This window comes from Pseudomonas sp. Irchel 3E20 (assembly GCF_900187645.1).
Taxonomy (GTDB): Bacteria; Pseudomonadota; Gammaproteobacteria; order Pseudomonadales; family Pseudomonadaceae; genus Aquipseudomonas.
This window is the reverse complement of the sequence record NZ_FYEE01000021.1, coordinates 1-19,369: the sequence shown is the minus strand read 5'-3', so window position 1 is coordinate 19,369 and position 19,369 is coordinate 1. Positions and strand designations below refer to the sequence as shown.

At 63.1% G+C, this 19,369-nt stretch carries 14 protein-coding genes and 2 pseudogenes; 12 read left to right on the top strand and 4 right to left on the bottom strand.

The genetic code is table 11. The features are described from left to right. The first annotated feature begins 145 nt into the window (after window positions 1-145). Window positions 146-2,746, top strand: a complete 2,601-nt coding sequence (acnB, locus tag CKW13_RS23400) for a bifunctional aconitate hydratase 2/2-methylisocitrate dehydratase (protein ID WP_095111136.1) — start codon at window positions 146-148, stop codon at window positions 2,744-2,746. A 51-nt stretch (window positions 2,747-2,797) separates the two neighbouring features. Here acnB and CKW13_RS23395 read toward each other — a convergent pair whose 3' ends face one another. Beyond that, a complete protein-coding gene (locus CKW13_RS23395) occupies window positions 2,798-4,450 on the bottom strand; it encodes a SulP family inorganic anion transporter (protein WP_095111149.1) in 1,653 nt (550 codons plus the stop codon). Between the two features lie 238 nt (window positions 4,451-4,688). Further along, the gene (locus CKW13_RS23390) at window positions 4,689-5,969 is read right to left on the bottom strand and encodes a serine/threonine transporter (RefSeq protein ID WP_095111135.1); all 1,281 of its coding nucleotides are present in this window, start codon (window positions 5,967-5,969) and stop codon (window positions 4,689-4,691) included. 334 nt (window positions 5,970-6,303) lie between these two features. On the opposite strand from CKW13_RS23390, the gene CKW13_RS23385 reads away from it, so the two are divergent. The 3 genes from CKW13_RS23385 (at window position 6,304) to CKW13_RS23375 (ending at window position 9,272) form a co-directional block, all read left to right on the top strand. Further along, window positions 6,304-7,254: a 2-hydroxyacid dehydrogenase gene (locus tag CKW13_RS23385; RefSeq protein WP_095111134.1), complete on the top strand. Its 951-nt coding sequence runs from the start codon at window positions 6,304-6,306 to the stop codon at window positions 7,252-7,254. Window positions 7,255-7,410: 156 nt separating this feature from the next. Then, the gene (locus CKW13_RS23380) at window positions 7,411-8,478 is read left to right on the top strand and encodes a phosphotransferase family protein (protein ID WP_095111133.1); all 1,068 of its coding nucleotides are present in this window, start codon (window positions 7,411-7,413) and stop codon (window positions 8,476-8,478) included. 26 nt (window positions 8,479-8,504) lie between these two features. Next, window positions 8,505-9,272 (top strand): SDR family oxidoreductase, encoded by a 768-nt coding sequence (locus CKW13_RS23375; RefSeq protein WP_095111132.1) that lies wholly within the window; start codon window positions 8,505-8,507, stop codon window positions 9,270-9,272. 9 nt (window positions 9,273-9,281) lie between these two features. Here CKW13_RS23375 and CKW13_RS23370 read toward each other — a convergent pair whose 3' ends face one another. Continuing rightward, the gene (locus tag CKW13_RS23370) at window positions 9,282-10,085 is read right to left on the bottom strand and encodes a sulfite exporter TauE/SafE family protein (RefSeq protein ID WP_095111131.1); all 804 of its coding nucleotides are present in this window, start codon (window positions 10,083-10,085) and stop codon (window positions 9,282-9,284) included. A 149-nt stretch (window positions 10,086-10,234) separates the two neighbouring features. Here CKW13_RS23370 and CKW13_RS23365 point away from each other — a divergent pair, with 149 nt between their 5' ends. Continuing rightward, a complete protein-coding gene (locus CKW13_RS23365; protein ID WP_095111130.1) occupies window positions 10,235-11,098 on the top strand; it encodes an MBL fold metallo-hydrolase in 864 nt (287 codons plus the stop codon). A gap of 9 nt (window positions 11,099-11,107) precedes the next feature. Here CKW13_RS23365 and bkdR read toward each other — a convergent pair whose 3' ends face one another. Next, a complete protein-coding gene (gene bkdR / locus CKW13_RS23360; protein ID WP_095111129.1) occupies window positions 11,108-11,596 on the bottom strand; it encodes a Bkd operon transcriptional regulator BkdR in 489 nt (162 codons plus the stop codon). A gap of 196 nt (window positions 11,597-11,792) precedes the next feature. On the opposite strand from bkdR, the gene CKW13_RS23355 reads away from it, so the two are divergent. The 7 genes and pseudogenes from CKW13_RS23355 to CKW13_RS23325 all read left to right on the top strand — a co-directional run. Beyond that, window positions 11,793-13,028 (top strand): 3-methyl-2-oxobutanoate dehydrogenase (2-methylpropanoyl-transferring) subunit alpha, encoded by a 1,236-nt coding sequence (locus CKW13_RS23355; RefSeq protein ID WP_095111128.1) that lies wholly within the window; start codon window positions 11,793-11,795, stop codon window positions 13,026-13,028. A gap of 1 nt (window position 13,029) precedes the next feature. Then, complete coding sequence (locus CKW13_RS23350; RefSeq protein ID WP_095111127.1) at window positions 13,030-14,088, top strand: alpha-ketoacid dehydrogenase subunit beta; 1,059 nt, start codon at window positions 13,030-13,032, stop codon at window positions 14,086-14,088. Next, on the top strand, window positions 14,089-15,369 hold the full coding sequence (locus CKW13_RS23345; protein WP_095111126.1) for a dihydrolipoamide acetyltransferase family protein: 1,281 nt from the start codon (window positions 14,089-14,091) through the stop codon (window positions 15,367-15,369). 3 nt (window positions 15,370-15,372) lie between these two features. Beyond that, the gene (gene lpdA, locus CKW13_RS23340; protein ID WP_095111125.1) at window positions 15,373-16,764 is read left to right on the top strand and encodes a dihydrolipoyl dehydrogenase; all 1,392 of its coding nucleotides are present in this window, start codon (window positions 15,373-15,375) and stop codon (window positions 16,762-16,764) included. 125 nt (window positions 16,765-16,889) lie between these two features. Continuing rightward, complete coding sequence (locus tag CKW13_RS23335) at window positions 16,890-17,909, top strand: branched-chain amino acid aminotransferase (protein ID WP_095111124.1); 1,020 nt, start codon at window positions 16,890-16,892, stop codon at window positions 17,907-17,909. 274 nt (window positions 17,910-18,183) lie between these two features. Then, window positions 18,184-19,156: pseudogene (locus CKW13_RS24845) on the top strand (DUF3274 domain-containing protein). After that, window positions 19,153-19,369: pseudogene (locus tag CKW13_RS23325) on the top strand (hypothetical protein); the annotation flags it as partial. The pseudogenes CKW13_RS24845 and CKW13_RS23325, both read left to right, overlap by 4 nt.

Sequence of the window (19,369 nt, the reverse complement as noted above, 5' to 3'; positions counted from 1 at the left end):
TTCGGCAGGCGTAAAACTTTGAAAGCAGCTTCTGTGAGGAATACCGGTAGCGCAGGCTTTGCGGCCCAAAAAGCCCCCAGGCGCTGCGCACCGGCTATTTCTGGATGAGCGTCCCGGACCGGGACCACTGATGAGGGTAATAACTGTGCTTGAAGCCTACCGCAAACATATCGAAGAGCGCGCCGCCCTGGGTATCGTTCCCCAGCCGCTTAACGCCGAACAAACTGCAGGCCTGGTCGAGCTGCTGAAAAATCCCCCCGCTGGCGAAGAAGCTTTCCTCGTTGACCTGATTACCAACCGCATTCCACCAGGCGTTGACGAAGCTGCCTACGTCAAGGCTGGTTTCCTGTCGGCCCTGGCCAAGGGCGAAGCCACTTCCCCGCTGATCGACAAAAAGCGTGCAGTCGAGCTGCTGGGCACCATGCAGGGCGGCTACAACATCGTCACCATGGTCAACCTGCTGGACGACGCCGAACTGGCGCCCGTGGCCGCAGCCCAGCTCAAGCACACCCTGCTGATGTTCGATGCGTTCCACGACGTCGCGGAAAAAGCCAAGAACGGCAACACCCACGCCCAAGGCGTGCTGCAATCCTGGGCTGACGGCGAATGGTTCAAGAACCGTCCGACCCTGGCTGACAAGATCAGCCTGCGGGTGTTCAAGGTCACCGGCGAAACCAACACCGACGACCTGTCCCCTGCCCCGGACGCCTGGTCGCGCCCTGACATCCCGCTGCACGCCCTGGCCATGCTGAAAATGGCCCGTGACGGCATCGTGCCGGACGAGCAAGGCGTGACCGGCCCGATGAAGCAGATCGAAGAAATGCGCGGCCAGGGTTTCCCTATCGCCTACGTCGGTGACGTGGTCGGTACCGGTTCCTCGCGTAAATCGGCAACCAACTCGGTGCTGTGGTTCTTCGGCGACGACGTGCCTTACGTGCCGAACAAGCGCGCTGGCGGCTTCTGCTTCGGCAGCAAGATCGCTCCGATCTTCTACAACACCATGGAAGATGCCGGCGCACTGCCGATCGAATTCGACGTTTCCAACATGCACATGGGCGACGTGATCGACCTGTACCCGCACGCTGGCAAAGTCACCAAGCACAACAGCGATGAAGTGCTGACCACCTTCGAAATGAAGACCCCGGTCCTGCTCGACGAAGTCCGTGCTGGCGGCCGTATCCCGCTCATCATTGGCCGTGGCCTGACCGAGAAGGCCCGTACCGAACTGGGTCTGCCACCATCGGACCTGTTCAAGAAGCCAGAAGCCCCCGCGCAAAGCACCAAGGGTTTCACCCTGGCGCAGAAAATGGTCGGCAAGGCCTGCGGCGTGACCGGCGTACGCCCCGGCACCTACTGCGAACCGAAGATGACCACCGTCGGTTCCCAGGACACCACGGGCCCGATGACCCGCGACGAACTGAAAGACCTGGCGTGCCTGGGCTTCTCCGCCGACCTGGTGATGCAGTCCTTCTGCCACACCGCGGCGTATCCAAAGCCGATCGACGTGACCACCCACCACACCCTGCCTGACTTCATCATGACCCGTGGCGGCGTGTCCCTGCGCCCGGGCGACGGCATCATCCACAGCTGGCTGAACCGCATGCTGCTGCCGGACACCGTTGGCACCGGCGGCGACTCCCACACCCGTTTCCCGATGGGCATTTCGTTCCCGGCCGGTTCCGGCCTGGTAGCGTTCGCCGCCGCCACTGGCGTGATGCCACTGGACATGCCGGAATCGATCCTGGTGCGCTTCAAAGGCAAGATGCAACCGGGCGTCACCCTGCGTGACCTGGTGCACGCCATTCCTTACTACGCGATCCAGGCTGGCCTGCTGACCGTAGAGAAGAAAGGCAAGAAGAACGCCTTCTCCGGCCGCATCCTGGAAATCGAAGGCCTGGACAACCTGAGCATCGAACAGGCTTTCGAGCTGTCCGACGCCTCGGCCGAACGTTCGGCTGCCGGTTGCACTATCAAGCTGTCCAAAGAGTCCATCACCGAGTACCTGAGCTCCAACATCACCCTGCTGCGCTGGATGATCGGCGAAGGCTACGGCGATGCGCGCACCCTGGAACGTCGCGCTCAAGCGATGGAAGCCTGGATCGCCAACCCGGAACTGATGGTGGCCGATGCCGACGCCGAATACGCCGAAATCATCGAAATCGACCTGGCCCAGATCAAGGAGCCAGTTCTCTGCGCACCTAACGACCCGGACGACGCCCGCCTGCTGTCCAGCGTGGCTGGCGAGAAGATCGACGAAGTGTTCATCGGTTCGTGCATGACCAACATCGGTCACTTCCGCGCTGCCGGTAAGTTGCTGGAGCAGGTCAAGGGCCAGTTGCCAACTCGCCTGTGGCTGTCGCCGCCGACCAAGATGGACGCTCACCAACTGACCGAAGAAGGCTACTACGGCATCTACGGCAAGGCTGGCGCGCGCATGGAAATGCCGGGCTGCTCGCTGTGCATGGGTAACCAGGCACGGGTTGAGCCGAACGCCACAGTGGTCTCCACTTCCACCCGTAACTTCCCGAACCGTCTGGGCGACGGCGCCAACGTCTACCTGGCTTCGGCCGAGCTGGCGTCGGTGGCCTCGATCCTGGGTCGCCTGCCGACCGTCGAGGAATACATGGTCTACGCGAAGGAAATCGACACCATGGCCAGCGATGTCTATCGCTACCTGAGTTTCGACCAGATCGCCGAGTTCCGTGAAGCCGCAGCGAATGCCAATATCCCGGTCATTCAAGCCTAAGGCTTAACCGCTGTAGAAAACGCCGCGCACCGCCAGGTACGCGGCGTTTTTTTATGCCTGGCGTTTGAGCGCTGCCTGCACCGCATCGTCCACGCTCAGGCCACTGAGCATCACACCGTCGCGCTCGGCCTCGGGCAAGGCGAGCAGGCCCTGTTTGGCCCGGTGCTTGAGCCGCGCCAGCACCAGGTGCTTGCCCTCCTCGCCGACCCGGGCGAAGAACTCGGCTAAGGCCTCGATACTGGTGCCATCAAGGTTGGAGGACTCCTCAAGGCTGAGAATCACCGTGTGTACCGGTTCGGGCGTGTGGCGGATCAGGCGCAGGGCATTGCCCAGGATGCGCTCCACATTGGCGAAGAACAGCTGCTCCCCCGGCCGCAGCACCAGCACCCCCGGCACTTCCCGCGCCTGCGGGTGGCGGCCGAGGTCAACGTAATCATGGCCGCCCCCCATCTGCCCCAGGGCCTGGATATCCGCCGCCGACATCTGCCGCAGCATCAGTACCACGCTGATCGCCACGGCCATCAGCAGACCATCCAACACCCCCAGCACCAACACCGCCACCACCGCGCAAATCACCAGCAAGCGATCGCGGCGCCAGACGAAGTAGCGCCCCAGCGGCTTGAGGCTCAAGCCTCGGGACAGCGCGTGGATGACCACTGCGGCCAGCACCGGCTCCGGTGTCAGGGCGATCCACGGCAGCATCGTCAGCACGATGAACAACACCACCAGGGCCGCCACCGCGCCGGCCAGGCGCGACGTCGCCCCGGCCGCTTCATTGGCCGAGGTCACCGAGTACCCGGCGCCCACCGGCATACCATGGAACAGCCCGGACAGCAGGTTACCGGCGCCCAGCGCCCACAAGTCACGGTTCGAGGACACCCGGTCACCGTGTTTGAGGGCGAAGGCGCTGATGGAGCCATAGGACTCGGCGTACAGAATCATCACCATGGCAAAGCCCAGCTCGCCGAGGCGCAACCAGTCAAAAAATGGCAGTACCGGCAGGGAAGGCACCTCCAGGCTCAGCTCGATCACCCCGATCAACTTCACGCCGTGGGCCGGCAAATCCAGCCAACGCCCCGCCGCAATGCCCGCCATCAACACCAGCAAGCCCCCTGGCAGGCAGCGTACCCGGGCGAACAGCCATAACAGCGCCAACGCCACCCCGGCCACCGCGGCCCCGGCCCAGTTCCACTGCGGCCATTGCTCCAGCAGTTGCGGCAGGAACCGCACCAGGTTGCCGTTGCTCAACGGCACATCAACGATGCTCGCCACTTGTTTGAGGATGATGGTCAGCGCCAGGCCAAAGGCGAAACCGCGCAGCACCGGTTTGGCGATGAACGCCGTGACGCTGCCCAACTTGAGCAGCCCGGCCAGCAGGAAAAACACCCCCGTCACCAGCACCAAGGCCACCGCCAAGGTCATGCGCAATGCCGAATCGCCACCGGCCAAGCTCGCCGTCGCCGCCGCCAGCACCGCCGCCGAAGACGACGTGGCGCAGACAATGGCAAAACGACTGCCACCAAACAGGCCATAGCACAGCAACCCGGCAAACAAGGCGATCACCCCGGCCTGGGGCGGCAACGCAGCGATGGTCGAATAGGCCACGGCCTCGGGCAGCAGCAACCCGGCCACCGACAAACCGGCCAGCAAATCGCCGAGGCGGCGCTGACGCACGGTCGCAGGAGGATGGGCAACGGGTAACAAGGTGGTGGGTTTGGGCGGGGTCGACACGCTGGGGGACGCCTGGCTGGAAGGTGACTAAAACCACCCAGCATAGCGGCTTACGGCCACTAGGCGTTGATGCTCATCAACCGTTGCGCAGGATGTGGGTGTCATCTGTGGCGAGGTTGCTCGCGATGGCGGTCTTTCATTGAACATAGATGTCGGCTGAAAGGGCGCTATCGCGAGCAGGCTCACTCCCACAGAGTGGTGGGAATATTGCTTACGCCGTTAACGAATAAATCAACGCCGAAATCGCCACCAACCCCACCAGGGTCACGAACACGTTGGACGCCTGGCCACGGTACTTGGCCATGGCCGGCACCTTGCGGATGGCGTACATCGGCATCAAGAACAGGATGGCGGCGATGATCGGCCCGCCCAGGGTTTCGATCATGCCCAGGATGCTCGGGTTGAGCGTGGCCACGATCCAGCACACCACCAGCATGAACGCTGCGGTCATGCGGTCCAGGGTCTTGGGCGCTGGGCGTCGGCCGCTCTTGACGATCAGGCCCTTGAGGCCTTCGCTGGCGCCGATGTAGTGGCCCAGGAACGACTTGGAAATGGCCACGAAGGCAATCAAGGGCGCAGCGAAAGCGATGGTCGGGTTGCTGAAGTGGTTGGCCAGGTACGACAGGATCGACAGGTTCTGCGCCTTGGCCTCGGCCAATTGCGCCGGCGACAGGGTCAGCACGCAACTGAACACGAAGAACAGCACCATCGCCACCATTAACAGGTGGGCGCGGGACAGGATCTGCGAACTGCGCGGCTCGGCCAGGGAGCCATAGCGGCGCTTTTGATCCACCGCGAACGCCGAGATGATCGGCGAATGGTTGAACGAGAACACCATCACCGGAATCGCCAGCCACAGGGTGTGCAGCAGCGCCGAGGGCGCAGGCACGGTGGAGGCAGTCTCCAGGATGCCGCCATTCCAGTGGGGAACGAGAAAAACCGCCAGAAACAGCAGCGCGACAATAAACGGATAAACCATCAGGCTCATGGCTTTGACGATCACCTGCTCGCCGCAGCGCACCACTGCCAGCAGGCCGAGAATCAGCACAAACGACAGCACCGCCCGGTGCGGCGGCATGATGTGCAACTGATGCTCCATGAAGCTGCCCACGGTGTTGGTCAGCGCGACGCTGTAGATCAGCAGGATCGGGAAAATCGCAAAGAAGTACAGCAGGGTAATCAGTGCGCCGGCCTTGATGCCGAAATGCTCCTCAACCACCTCAGTAATGTCAGAGCCCTCACGGCCCGACAGCACGAACCGGGTCAAGCCACGGTGCGCGTAAAAGGTCATGGGGAAGGCCAGCAGCGCGAGGATCAGCAACGGCCAGAAACCGCCCAGGCCAGCGTTGATCGGCAAAAACAGGGTGCCGGCGCCGATGGCCGTCCCAAACAGACCCAACATCCACGTGGTGTCCTGGCGATTCCAGGCACTGATGCTGACAGGTAAAGCCGCGTCAAACGGTGGGTTGACGCTATTGGCTTGATCTTTCATCCGGTCGGATCTCCGCATTCCGGTCATTTGCCACACAGCCGAAGCGAGTCGGAAAAACCCGACAGGCAGCGCCCCGGCCGTAACAGGGCCGCGATTCTGGGGGATTCATCAACAGAAGCAAAGACTTAGCTGAGCAACGGTTAGGCGGATCAGGCCAACGGTCGCGTTTGTGTACGTCCATGACGACGACAGCCAAATGCCACTAGCGGCTGCGCCAAGATGCAGGCCCCACGCGGGGCGGCAGCCGCGCGTAACCGCGTCTACCATTGCCAAACACCGGCCAAGCCAGCAGTCTGGCGCCCTTGCCCCACAGCCTTGCCCACAGGAGCGCAGCATGCCCAACACCGTTCTGGTCCTGGTTGAAACCATCAATGACTACCTGCCGATTCTGGAGCACAGCGGCTTTCACCTGATCCTCGCGCCCACCCCGGCCGAGCGGGCCCAGGCGATCCAGACCCACGCCGGGCAAATCCGCGCGGTACTCACCCGCGGCCCCCTGGGCCTGACGGGCGAAGAGATGGCCGCCCTGCCCCACCTGGAAATCATCTGCGTGATCGGTGCCGGCCATGAGCAGGTTGACCTGCAAGCCGCCAGCAACCGCGGGATCGCGGTCACCAATGGCGCCGGGGTCAATGCCTCGTCAGTGGCCGACCACGCCATGGCCCTGCTGCTGGCCTTGGTGCGCGACATTCCCCGCGCCGACGCCGCCGTGCGCCGGGGCGAGTGGCCGAAAATCATGCGCCCGTCCCTGGCCGGCAAACACCTGGGCATCCTGGGCCTGGGTGCCGTGGGCATGGCCATCGCCCAGCGCGGCGCCAAAGGCTTTGAAATGAGCGTCAGCTACCACAACCGCCAGCACCGTAGCGACGTGCCCTACGATTTTTGCTCCACGCCCACGGAACTGGCGCGGGCCTCGGATTTTTTGATCGTCGCCACCCCCGGCGGCCTGGGCACCCGCAACCTGATTAACAAGCAGGCCCTGGATGCGCTCGGCCCCAACGGCTTTCTCGTCAACATCGCCAGGGCCAGCGTGGTGAACACCGGCGAACTTATCAGCGCCTTGGAACAACGACGCATCGCCGGGGCGGCGCTGGATGTGTTCGACGACGAGCCTCTGGTGCCCGAGGCCCTTAAGGTATTGAGCAACGTCGTGCTCACCCCACACGTGGCCGGGCTATCGCCGCAAGCGACCCAGGCGACGGTGGAACTGGTGGGTAAAAACCTGCTGGCGCACTTCGCCGGGCAACCTTTGCTCACCCCGCTGGCGTTGCCGGCGAAGGCTTGAAACGGCCTTGTCGGACAATTCAAACGCCCGTATCAAAAACAATGATTACCCGGCAACACCCACACCTATAAAGGCCTCTCGTGGTTGTGGGGGCCCGGCGGGCACATTAGATTAGCCAATAGTCTCTGGCATCCAAAATAAGCAGAAGGGATAAGCATGACGCTTACTGACCAGTCCACCCCCATTCGCCCCGGCGAAGAACTCGATGTCAGTCTCATCGACCCCTACCTCAAGGCGCACATTCCCGGCCTGAGCGGCACCCCACGGATCAGCCAGTTCCCGGGCGGCGCCTCGAACCTCACCTACCTGCTGGAATACCCCGGCCAGGAATTCGTGCTGCGCCGCCCGCCGTTTGGCCACAAGGCCAAGTCCGCTCACGACATGGGCCGCGAGTTCCGCATCCTCAACCAACTCCAGGACGGCTTCCCGTATTGCCCCAAGGCTTACGTGCACTGCACCGACGAAGCGGTGATCGGTGCCGAGTTCTATGTGATGGAGCGGGTCAACGGCATCATCCTGCGCTCGGAACTGCCCCCGGAGCTGGGCCTGGACGCCAGCAAGACCGAGGCCCTGTGCAAAAGCTTTATCGACAAGTTCGTTGAGCTGCACCGCGTCGACTACCGCGCCTGCGGCCTGGCGGACCTGGGCAAGCCCGAAGGCTATGTGGAGCGCCAGATCCGCGGCTGGAGCGAGCGCTACGACAAAGCCCTGACCCCCGACGCGCCCAAGTGGGAAGCGGTCAAGGCCTGGCTCAAGGACAAAATGCCCGCCGACCACCCGACCTCCAGCATCGTGCATAACGACTACCGCTTCGACAACGTGATCCTCGACCCCCACAACCCGATGCAGATCATCGGCGTACTGGACTGGGAACTCACCACCCTGGGCGACCCACTGATGGACCTGGGCAACAGCCTGGCCTATTGGATCGAAGCCGGCGACCCGGCACCCGTGCAGTTGATGCGGCGCCAGCCCAGCCACGCGCCCGGCATGCTCACTCGCCGGGAATTTGTCGATTACTACGCCGAACGCGCGGGCATTCGCATCGATAACTTCGATTTCTACTACACCTACGGCCTATTTCGCCTCGCCGGCATCGTGCAGCAGATCTACTACCGCTTCTTCCACGGCCAGACCCAGGACAAACGCTTCGCGCAGTTCATTTCGATGAACAAGTTGCTGGAGCACATGAGCCTGCAAGTCATCGCCAAATCCAGCCTCTGATCGACGGCTTATAACAAGGAAAAACCATGTCCAAGACTCAGTTGTTCGACCTCGATGGCAAGATCGCTTTCGTCTCCGGCGCCAGCCGCGGTATTGGCGAAGCCATCGCCAAACTCCTGGCCCAGCAAGGTGCCCACGTGATCGTGTCGAGCCGCAAGCTCGAAGGCTGCCAACACGTTGCCGACGCGATCATCGCCGATGGCGGCAAAGCCACCGCCGTGGCCTGCCATATCGGTGAAATGGAACAGATCGGCCAGGTCTTCGCCGGCATCCGCGAGCAGTTCGGGCGCCTGGACATCCTGGTCAACAACGCGGCCACCAACCCACAGTTCTGCAACGTGCTGGACACCGACCTAGGCGCGTTCCAGAAAACTGTCGATGTGAACATCCGTGGTTACTTCTTCATGTCGGTGGAAGCCGGCAAGCTGATGCGCGAAAACGGCGGCGGCAGCATCATCAACGTCGCGTCCATCAATGGCATCTCACCGGGCGTCTTCCAAGGCATTTACTCGGTGACCAAAGCAGCGGTCATCAACATGACCAAAGTGTTTGCCAAGGAATGCGCGCAGTTCGGCATCCGCTGCAACGCCCTGCTGCCGGGCCTGACCGACACCAAATTCGCCTCGGCCCTGGTGAAAAACGACGCGATCCTCAACACTGCCCTGGCCCAGATCCCCCTCAAGCGCGTGGCGGCCCCCAGCGAAATGGCCGGCGCCGTGCTGTACCTGGCCAGCGACGCTTCCAGCTACACCACCGGTGTGTCGTTGAACGTGGATGGCGGTTTCCTTTCCTAAAAACGCCTCCTAACGTGCGGCCGTGTACAGCATGTACGCGGCCAAGCCCAGGCACAGGCTGGCGAACCCCACCTGCAACAGCCGCGCCGGCACCCGCCCGGACACCCCGCGGCCCACCAGCATGCCCACGATGGCCGCCGTGATAAACGCGCCACCCGTGGCGTCGATAACCACCCCGGCCCGCAGCGCCCCCACCACCCCGACCGCCGAAATCAGGCAGATCACCATGAGCGACGTGGCGACGATGCCGCGCATCTGCACATCGGTCAGTTGCTTGAACGCCGGCACGATCAGAAACCCGCCGCCCACCCCCAGCAACCCCGACACCACGCCGGTCACCGCCCCCAACGCCGCCAGAGTGGCCGAGCATTTGGCGGTCCAGGCCAGGCGCCCCGTCTGCTGGTTGAGCAGGCAGTTTTTCTGCCCCCAGGATGCGCTGCCGTGGTCGCTCGGCCCGGGCGCTGGCGCCTCACGGCGCAACATGCGCCAGGCCACCAGCATCATCAGGAGGCTGAACAGGCCCATGAGGATTTTTTCCGGCAGGCGATGGGCCAAGTAGATGCCAATGGGCGAACACAGCGCGCCGAGCAAGGCAATCAACAATGCGGCGCGGTAACGCACCAAGCCGTGGCGTAAGCCATCCAGGGCGCCCACCGCCGCCGCACTGCCCACCGCCAGCAACGCCACGGGCGCGGCTTGGGTCATGCTCCAACCCAGGCCCAGCACCAAGGCCGGCACCGCCAGAATGCCGCCGCCGGCGCCGGTCAGGCCCAGCACCAACCCCATCACCCCACCCAACAACATCGCCAGCATATAAAACCCGTAATCAGTGGCCGCTCCGGTGATCCGGTCGCGAATCGGCGACAGGATACTGCCCAGGCATCAACAGAAACACCCTGGCACTGGTCAGCAGCGCGCGCACTTCACTACCCTTGCGCAATCTTCTGAAAAGGTTCGCCCCTATGCCTGCCCAAATCCAAGCCTTTTTCGACAAAGACACATCGACCTTTTCCTACATTGTGTTCGAGTGCGATGGCAGCGAATGCGCCATTGTCGACCCTGTCCTCAACTACGACCCCGCTTGCGCCCGCACGGCCACTACCCAGGCCGACCGCCTCATGGCCTTTGTTCACGAACACCGGTTGCGTGTGCAGTGGTTGTTAGAAACCCATGCCCACGCCGATCACCTGTCCGCGGCGCCCTACCTGCGGGCACACCTGGGCGGCAAGATCGCTATCGGCCAAGGCATCACCCAGGTCCAAAGCGTGTTCAAGACGTTGTTCAACCTGAAGCCACCCTTCGCCGTCGATGGCTCGCAGTTCGATCACCTGTTCGGCGCCGATGAGGATTTCCGTATCGGCAATCTGCGCGCCCGAGCGCTGCATGTGCCCGGCCATACCCCGGCGGACATGGCGTACCTGATTGAAGACGAGGCGATTCTGGTAGGCGATACCCTGTTCATGCCCGATGCGGGCACCGCCCGTTGCGACTTCCCCGGCGGCAGCGCCAAGCAGTTGTTCGCCTCGATCAAACGCTTGCTGGCCTACCCGGCCGCTACCTGCCTCTATGTCTGCCACGACTACCCGCCCACCGAACGCACTGCATGCCACCAAACCACGGTGGGCGAGCAGCGCCAGCACAACATCCACGTGCGCGATGACATCGATGAAGCGACATTCGTCGCCATGCGCACCCAGCGCGACGCCACCCTAGGCATGCCAGCACTGTTGCTACCGGCCGTGCAGGTCAACATCCGCGCCGGACATTTGCCGGTAGCGGAAGACAATGGCGTCGTTTACCTGAAAATTCCGCTCAATCGCCTTTGAACGGCTTGCCTAGCCTTCCACCGTCAACCCATTGGCCGGCAACGGCAACGCGGTTTTATAGCGCACCTGCTTGAGGGCAAAACTGGAGCGGATATTGGCCACCCCCGGCACCTTGGTCAGAAAATCCAGCATGAACCGCTCCAGCGCCTGGATGGTCGGCACCAGCACCCGGATCAGATAGTCCGGGTCGCCGGCCATCAGGTAGCACTCCATGACTTCCGGGCGGTCGGAAATCGCTTCCTCAAAGTGCTGCAACGCCTCTTCTACCTGTTTCTCCAGGCTGACGTGGATAAACACATTGACGTGCAGGCCCAACAGCTCGGCGTCTAGCAGCGTCACTTGCTCGCGGATCAAGCCCAGTTCCTCCATCGCCTTGACCCGGTTAAAGCATGGGGTGGGCGACAGGTTGACCGACCGGGCAAGGTCGGCGTTGGTGATGCGGGCGTTCTCCTGAAGGCTGTTGAGAATGCCGATATCGGTACGATCCAGCTTGCGCATGAGACAAAACCACCTGTTTTTTATGTTTATGCAGATTTTTTATCTGCAAATCACCTCCAACGCAACGAAACACAGATAAATATTCTCCTGCCCCCGGCCTATGATTGTTGTAGGACAATATTTCGCCTACCCGGCGAAGGACTGTCAGCTAAGCGCGCCCACTACAAGAAATTCACAAGATAGAGCGTAGAAAGCCATGACCCAGCAGTACGAACCGCTGCGCCTGCACGTTCCCGAACCCTCCGGCCGTCCCGGCTGCAAAACCGACTTCACGTACCTGCGTCTGACCGATGCTGGCACCGTGCGCAAACCTGCCATCGACGTCGAACCCGCCGACACCGCCGACCTGGCCAAGGGCCTGATCCGGGTGCTTGACGACCAGGGCAATGCCTTGGGCCCATGGGCCGAAGGCGTGCCCGTGGAGATCCTGCGCAAGGGCATGCGCACCATGCTCATGACGCGGATCTTCGACAACCGCATGGTGGTGGCCCAGCGCCAGAAGAAAATGTCGTTCTACATGCAGAGCCTCGGCGAGGAAGCCATCGGCAGCGCCCAGGCCCTGGCGCTCAATGTCACCGACATGTGCTTCCCCACCTACCGCCAGCAAAGCATCCTGATGGCCCGCGAAGTGCCGTTGGTGGACCTGATCTGCCAGTTGCTGTCCAACGAGCGCGATCCGCTCAAGGGCCGCCAACTGCCGATCATGTACTCGGTGCGTGACTACGGCTTCTTCAGCATCTCCGGCAACCTCGCCACCCAGTTTGTACAAGGCGTGGGCTGGGGCATGGCCTCGGCGATCAAGGGCGATACCAAGATCGCCTCGGCCTGGATCGGCGACGGCGCCACCGCCGAATCGGACTTCCACACCGCCCTCACCTTTGCCCACGTCTACCGGGCGCCGGTGATCCTCAACGTGGTCAACAACCAATGGGCAATCTCCACCTTCCAAGCCATCGCCGGTGGTGAAGCCACCACCTTCGCCGGCCGTGGCGTGGGCTGTGGCATCGCCTCGCTGCGGGTCGATGGCAACGACTTCATCGCGGTCTACGCCGCTTCCGCCTGGGCCGCCGAACGGGCGCGGCGCAACCTGGGGCCGACCCTGATCGAGTGGGTGACTTACCGCGCCGGCCCGCACTCGACCTCGGACGATCCGTCCAAGTACCGCCCCGCCGACGACTGGAGCCACTTCCCGTTGGGCGACCCGATTGCCCGCCTCAAGCAGCACCTGGTGAAAATCGGCCAATGGTCGCAGGAAGAACACGCGGCGGTCAGCGCCGAACTCGAAGCCCAGGTGATCGCCGCGCAAAAAGAGGCGGAGCAGTACGGCACGCTTTCCGGCGGGCAGATCCCGAGCGCGGCGAGCATGTTCGAGGATGTCTATAAAGAGATGCCGGAGCACTTGAAGCGCCAGCGTCAAGAGTTGGGGATCTGACATGAACGATCACAACAACCAAATCGAGCTGGAAACCGCCATGACCACCACTACCATGACCATGATCCAGGCCCTGCGCTCGGCCATGGATGTGATGCTTGAGCGTGACGACAACGTGGTCGTGTTCGGCCAGGACGTGGGCTACTTCGGCGGCGTGTTCCGTTGCACCGAAGGCTTGCAGACCAAGTACGGCACCTCCCGGGTGTTCGACGCGCCGATCTCCGAAAGCGGCATCATCGGCGTTGCCGTGGGCATGGGCGCCTATGGCCTGCGGCCGGTGGCGGAAATCCAGTTCGCCGACTACGTGTACCCGGCCTCGGACCAGATCATTTCCGAAGCGGCCCGCCTGCGCTACCGCTCGGCGGGCCAGTTCACCGCGCCTATGACCATGCGCATGCCCTGCGGCGGCGGCATCTACGGCGGCCAGACCCACAGCCAGAGCATCGAAGCGGTGTTCACCCAGGTCTGCGGCCTGCGCACCGTGATGCCCTCCAACCCCTACGACGCCAAGGGCCTGCTGATCGCCTCCATCGAAAACGATGACCCGGTGATCTTCCTGGAGCCCAAGCGCCTGTACAACGGCCCGTTCGACGGCCACCACGACCGCCCGGTAACGCCGTGGTCCAAACACCCCGCCGCACAAGTGCCGGACGGCTACTACACGGTGCCACTGGATGTGGCTGCCATCACCCGCCCAGGCAAGGACGTGACCATCCTCACCTACGGCACCACCGTCTATGTCTCGCAAGTGGCGGCCGAAGAATCCGGCATCGACGCCGAGGTCATCGACCTGCGCAGCCTGTGGCCGCTGGACCTGGAAACCATCGTCAATTCGGTGAAAAAAACCCGCCGCTGCGTGATCGTCCACGAAGCCACCCGCACCTGCGGTTTCGGCGCCGAGTTGGTGGCGCTGGTGCAAGAGCATTGCTTCCACTACCTGGAAGCGCCCATCGAGCGTGTCACGGGTTGGGACACGCCCTACCCCCACGCGCAGGAATGGGCGTATTTCCCTGGGCCGTCCCGCGTGGGCGCGGCTTTGCATCGGGTCATGGAGGTTTAAATGGGTACGCACGTCATCAAGATGCCGGACATCGGCGAAGGCATCGCAGAAGTAGAACTGTCGGTGTGGCACGTCCAGGTCGGCGACATGGTGGTTGAAGACCAAGTGCTGGCCGACGTCATGACCGACAAGGCCATGGTCGACATCCCCTCCCCGGTGCACGGCAAGGTCATCGCCCTGGGCGGCCAGCCCGGCGAAGTGATGGCCGTGGGCAGCATCCTTATCAGCATCGAGGTCGAAGGCGCGGGCAACGTCAAGGATGCGCCGCCCGCCGCGCCCGCCAAGGTTGCGCCGGTCGAAACCGCGCAAGCGGCCCCGACGCCAGCGCCCGCAATGGCGGCCCCACTGGCCAAACCCGCTGTCCCCGTCAGCCGCCCAGCGCCACAGGCGCCCGTGGCACGTAGCGCCGACGAGCGCCCACTGGCCTCGCCAGCGGTGCGCAAGCATGCGCTGGACGCCGGCATCCAGCTACGCCTGGTCCAGGGCAGCGGCCCCGCCGGGCGCATCCTGCACGAAGACCTCGACGCCTACCTCGCCCAGGGCACGGCCCGCGCCGCGGCCCCGGCGGCGTACGCCGAGCGCCATGACGAGCAGCAGATCCCGGTGATCGGCATGCGCCGCAAGATCGCCCAGCGCATGCAGGACGCCACCCAGCGCGCCGCTCATTTCAGTTATGTCGAGGAAATCGACGTGACCGCCGTGGAAGAGCTGCGCGCCCACCTCAACGAAAAACACGGTGCCAGCCGCGGCAAGCTGACCTTGCTGCCGTTCCTGGTGCGTGCCCTGGTGGTGGCCCTGCGCGACTTCCCGCAGATCAACGCCCGTTACGACGACCAGGCCCAGGTCATCACCCGCCTCGGCGCGGTGCACGTGGGCGTCGCCACCCAGAGCGACGTGGGCCTCATGGTGCCGGTGGTGCGCCACGCCGAAGCCCGTAGCCTGTGGGACAGCGCCGCGGAGATCGCACGCCTGGCCAACGCCGCGCGCAACGGCAAGGCCAGCCGCGATGAGCTGTCGGGGTCGAGCATCACCCTGACCAGCCTGGGCGCGTTGGGCGGCATCGTCAGCACCCCGGTGCTTAACCTGCCGGAAGTGGCCATCGTCGGCGTGAACAAAATCGTCGAACGGCCGATGGTTATCAAAGGCCAGATCGTGGTTCGCAAAATGATGAACCTCTCCAGCTCCTTCGATCACCGGGTGGTCGACGGCATGGACGCGGCGCTGTTTATCCAGGCCATCCGTGGCCTGCTCGAGCAACCCGCCAGCCTGTTTGTGGAGTAAGACATGCAACAGACGCTCAATACCACGCTGCTGATTATCGGCGGCGGCCCTGGCGGCTATGTGGCGGCCATCCGCGCCGGCCAACTGGGGATCACCACCGTCTTGGTCGAAGGCCAGGCCCTGGGCGGCACCTGCCTGAACATCGGCTGCATCCCGTCCAAGGCCTTGATCCACGTCGCCGAGCAACTGCACCAGACCCGCCAGCACAGCCAGGGCTCGGCCCTGGGCATCCAGGTCGCGGCGCCCACCCTGGACATCGGCAAAAGCGTGGAGTGGAAGGACGGCATCGTCGATCGCCTGACCAGCGGCGTCGCGGCCCTGCTGAAAAAACACAAGGTTCAGGTCATACAGGGCTGGGCGCGGATTGTCGACGGCAAGACCGTCGAGATCGAAGGCGCCAACACCCGCATCCAGTGCGAACACCTGCTGCTGGCCACCGGCTCGAAAAGCGTCAACCTGCCGATGCTGCCCATTGGCGGGGCGATCATTTCGTCCACCGAAGCCCTGGCGCCCACCTCGGTGCCCAAGCGCCTGGTGGTGGTCGGCGGTGGCTACATCGGTTTGGAACTGGGCACGGCCTACGCCAAGCTCGGGGCCCAGGTCAGCGTGGTCGAGGCCCAGGAGCGCATCCTGCCAGCCTACGACGGCGAACTGACCCAGCCTGTGCACGAGGCACTGAAGAAACTCGGCGTGAAGCTCTACCTCAAGCACAGTGTCGAGGGCTTCGACGCCCAGACCAACACCCTGCAAGTGCGTGACCCCCAGGGCGAACGCCTGAACCTGCCCACCGACCAGGTGCTGGTGGCCGTGGGCCGCAAAGCCAACACCCAAGGTTTCAACCTCGAAGCCCTGGACCTGGCGATGAACGGCTCATCGATCAAAGTCGACAACCGTTGCCAGACCAGCATGCGCAACGTCTGGGCCATCGGCGACCTCAGCGGCGAACCGATGCTCGCCCACCGCGCCATGGCCCAAGGCGAGATGGTCGCGGAAGTGATCGCCGGCAAACACCGCGAGTTCAACCCCACCGCCATCGCCGCCGTGTGCTTCACCGACCCGGAACTGGTGGTGGTCGGCCAAACCCCAGACGAAGCCAAGGCCGCCGGGCTGGACTGCATCGTCGCCAACTTCCCGTTCGCTGCCAACGGCCGGGCCATGAGCCTGGAATCCAAGGCCGGGTTCGTGCGGGTGGTGGCACGGCGCGACAACCATGTGATCCTCGGTTGGCAAGCGGTGGGCGTGGGCGTCAGCGAGCTGTCTACGGCGTTCGGCCAGTCCCTGGAAATGGGCGCGCGCCTGGAAGACATCGCCGGCACCATCCACGCTCACCCCACACTGGGCGAAGCGGTGCATGAAGCCGCCCTGCGGGCACTGGGGCACGCGCTGCACATTTAGTCAGTGTTGAGCGTGTGGGAGCGAGCCTGCTCCCACACAGCCGCGCAATGGAGTATCGTTGCGCCCATCCAGCAAAAACCAGAAGCCTGCTTCGACCAGGCGGATGTCAAGTGATAGAGGGTGTCATGGGTAACGAAAGCATCAATTGGGACAAACTGGGTTTTGACTACATCAAGACTGACAAACGTTTTCTGTCTTACTTTCGCGACGGCGAGTGGGACAAAGGCACCCTGACCGAAGACAACGTGCTGCACATCAGCGAGGGCTCCACTGCCCTGCACTATGGCCAGCAATGCTTCGAAGGCATGAAGGCCTACCGCTGCAAGGACGGCTCGATCAACCTGTTCCGCCCGGACCAGAATGCCCTGCGCATGCAACGCAGCTGCGCGCGCCTGCTGATGCCGCATGTGCCGACCGACGCCTTTATCCAGGCCTGCAAGGACGTGGTGCGCGCCAACGAGCGCTTCATCCCGCCGTACGGCACCGGCGGCGCGCTGTACCTGCGCCCGTTCGTGATTGGCGTGGGTGACAACATCGGCGTGCGTACCGCACCCGAGTTCATCTTCTCGATCTTCTGCATCCCGGTGGGCGCCTACTTCAAGGGCGGCCTGACCCCGCACAACTTCCTGATCTCCGGCTACGACCGCGCCGCCCCCAACGGCACCGGCGCCGCCAAGGTCGGCGGCAACTACGCCGCCAGCCTGATGCCCGGCTCCCAGGCGAAAAAAACCGGCTTCGCCGATTGCATCTACCTGGACCCGCAGACCCACTCGAAAATCGAGGAAGTCGGCTCGGCCAACTTCTTCGGGATCACCCATGACGACAAGTTCGTCACGCCGAACTCGCCGTCGGTCCTGCCGGGCATCACCCGCCTGTCGTTGATCGAACTGGCCAAATCGCGCCTGGGGCTGGAAGTGATTGAAGGCGACGTATTTGTCGACAAACTGGCCGATTTCAAAGAAGCCGGCGCCTGCGGCACCGCTGCGGTCATCACGCCCATCGGTGGCATCAGCTACAAGGATCACCTGCACGTGTTCCACAGCCAGACCGAAGTCGGCCCTGTGACCCAGAAGCTCTACAAAGAGCTGACCGGCGTACAAACCGGCGACATCGAAGCGCCAGCAGGCTGGATCGTCAAGGTCTGATCTTCCCAGCGTAAAAAAGCCCACCCCTTCTAGCGAAGCGGGTGGGTTTTTTTTGACTCCAAGTTGCCCCCGTGGGCGTTCTGTCTCTGCTCCAGGCTCCTGCCCTCACCCCACGGGCAGCATGAGCATTTTCGGATCGGTCCTACTCGTGCATGGCCCCTGTCCGACATGTGGTTTCACTTACCCCATGCTCATATTTGTGCGCTCAGGCGAACCGCTATCCCTTTCCCGTAGATGAGCGTCCGTCGCCCTCAGCCACACAAGGACGCCCCCGATGAGCAACCCCACCTACGCCGTAATCGCCGAACTGCGCACCCGGCTTGTGCCGAATCGGCCGAGCGATCGACTGATCGCCATCCCTCGGGATATGCCCGGTATTGTGATTTTTTTGCATGGCGTCAATGACCCCGGCGCCGCCTATGAGTCAGTGGAAACCGGGCTGATGCAAGGCTTGAACGAGCGCCTGCACCGCCCGGATTTGTGTGCGGGGCGGTATGGGGCGGACTTCGCGGCGGCGAAGGCGATGCCTGTAGAGCGCTTGTCTGCGCGAAACAAAGACAGTCTCGACGACCCCGACACCTACCTCTACAAACGCAGCACCGATAAAACCACCCGCAGTTGTTTCATCCCGTTCTACTGGGGGTATCGCGCCGCGCCCAACGAGATAAAACGCGACAAGAACGGTGACCCGACCCAGCTGCGCACCCAGTATCAGGACGTTTTCGACAATCGCCTGGACCGCCACTTCGCCAAGGGCGGCGGGTTTTTCGCCAATGCCACCAACAACCTGCTGGAGATGTTCGGCGAGGGCTTCAGCAAAGATGCTCAGCCCGGTCGGTTATTTCTTGATCGAACGCGAAGAAACCCCCAACGAAATCCGCGCACGCCTGGCAGTCGACCCCAACGAATGGGGCAACAACAGTTATCACTCGGCGGTGTTGCGCAGCCCGGAAAACCATCGGTGGGTAACGGCGATGGATGTGGCGGTGGGGCAGGGAAAATGTTTGGACGATCCGCATATTCGTGAGGTGCTGATTGCGGTGGCGGATTGGCGGATGAGTAAGGAGCTGTTCAACGATGGGATAACACAAATGCCTGGCTGGCCAAAGCTCAGTGCCCAGGCGCGAGCCTTGGTCACTGCCAGCTACCTGTACTACGACGAAGGAACATTCCCCTCCCCGGAATTGGTGCCAATGACGCCGCCCCCACTGGTCAGAAGGCCCGGCCACACAGGAGGTCAATCATGAGCAGCCGACCGCGCTTAACGGTTTTCCTCTGGATCGGTCTGCTCCTGGCGCTCGGCTGGCTGACGTTCGTGACCTATCAAGCGATCACGTACTTAGAGACAGAAGAAATGACGATGAGAAACATTGCGCCACCCACCCTCGTTGGCCTGGCTGCCGTATGCGGTGTCGTGGCGTTGCTGTATGGCGCGGTGTGGGGTGGCAAGGCCCTGATGC